Source organism: Synechococcus sp. R55.7 (assembly GCF_047461955.1).
In the GTDB taxonomy this organism is placed as follows: Bacteria; Cyanobacteriota; Cyanobacteriia; order Thermostichales; family Thermostichaceae; genus Thermostichus.
Genome location: NZ_JANSIC010000394.1, coordinates 1 through 988, shown reverse-complemented (window position 1 = coordinate 988; position 988 = coordinate 1). Strand labels below are relative to the sequence as shown.

The 988-nt window shown below is 57.2% G+C and carries 1 protein-coding gene; it reads left to right on the top strand.

Annotated features, from left to right (window positions below):
• The first annotated feature begins 250 nt into the window (after nt 1-250).
• A complete protein-coding gene (locus NW820_RS12720; protein ID WP_414407684.1) occupies nt 251-751 on the top strand; it encodes a ribonuclease H family protein in 501 nt (166 codons plus the stop codon).
• The last annotated feature ends 237 nt before the right edge of the window (nt 752-988 follow it).

Below are 988 nucleotides of genomic sequence, written 5' to 3'. Positions count from 1 at the left end.
ATTCATCACCTCAACACACCACTCCTCCCCCAGATTTTCTGGGGGTTTTTGTTCGTACTGTTTTTAACCTTGTGCGTCAGTGTCACGTAAGCTGATGTTGACGGGGTTTATGCTGCTAATAGTGTGAAACAAAGCTTTTCTGAAGCTGAATACACTAAACAGTGGTGCCGGCACGCCCTTCTGCAATAAGATGCAGTGTCTGTTGTCGAGCCGGGATCCCAAATGTTGCCGTTAGCGCCGGATGAGCACCATGGCCAAGGTTTCGCGGATGCACAGCCGCAAAGGAGCGGGCCCCAGCCGTCTGGTTGCCTGCCCCCACAGTGGCATCTTCACCGACGGGGGATGTTCTCCCAATCCGGGGCCAGGGGGATGGGCCGTGGTGGTGGTTCAAGATGATCGGGTTGTGGAAGAGTTTTGGGGAGGGGATCCCGATAGCACCAGCAACCGCATGGAGTTGACCGGCCTCATCCGGGCCTTGCAATATTGCCGCCACACCCAGGGCAACGGCGTAAATACCATCTACAGCGACTCCCACCTTTGCGTACAGACCTACAACGACTGGATGGATCGCTGGGCAGCGCAGGGGTGGCGGCGGCGCACCGGGCCGGTGGAAAACTTGGATCTGGTTCAGGAACTGTATCAACTAAAGCAGCAGTGCCCTCAGGTGCAGGTGGTTTGGATCCAGGCTCACGAAGGGTTGCGCTGGAACGAGTACGTGGATGAGTTGGTCGCTCGCGCCCGGCCAAAGTAACAATTTCTACATATTCCGATGTATGAGGCTGCGATCACAGACAGGCTCTGAGTCCATCGCCTATCCTCAAGAGGACGGCTCGTCGCAGGTGTGATATGAAGACCCAACTTCAGTGCCGGTTTCGTCCTCTCTCCCTTACGTTGATGGCGGTGGGGGGCTCTTGGCTCCTGGGATCCTGCCAGCTCAGAGGGCCACAGGTACAGTTGCCCGGCGATGTTCTGCCGGAAACCGCGCTGG